Source organism: Brachybacterium sp. AOP25-B2-12, assembly GCF_052378625.1.
In the GTDB taxonomy this organism is placed as follows: Bacteria; Actinomycetota; Actinomycetes; order Actinomycetales; family Dermabacteraceae; genus Brachybacterium.
In genome coordinates, this window is the sequence record NZ_JBQSXW010000092.1 from 1 (window position 1) to 383 (window position 383).

Sequence of the window (383 nt, forward strand, 5' to 3'; positions counted from 1 at the left end):
TGAATCGGCCCGGGTTCTCTGCCGCTACTTTGCGGGTTCGGGCTCTCGGCTGAGGGCCTCGTAGTGGAGCGTCTCGGACTCTACCGGGGTGAGCATCCCGAGAGTGCCGTGGAGGCGGCGGTTGTTGTACCAGTCGACCCAGCCGGCGGTCGCGAACTCGACGTCCGCGAGAGTCCGGAACGGCCCGGAGTGGAAGACGGTCGTGCGGATGCACTCGGTCTTGTAGAGCCCGTTGATCGTCTCCATCAGCGCGTTGTCATATGCGTCGCCGACGGTCCCGATCGACGGGGCGATGCCCTCGAGGGCGAGGTGCTCGGTCAGTCGAATGGCGGTGTACTGGGATCCCGCGTCGCTGTGATGGATCAAATTCCCTGGTGAGACTG

Annotated in this window: 1 protein-coding gene; it reads right to left on the reverse strand. The window is 64.8% G+C overall.

Translation table 11 applies throughout. From position 1 onward, the window contains the following. Positions 1-24: 24 nt before the first annotated feature. On the reverse strand, positions 25-383 hold a 359-nt coding region (locus ACT3TZ_RS15295; protein ID WP_444584265.1), incomplete at its 5' end, for an integrase core domain-containing protein.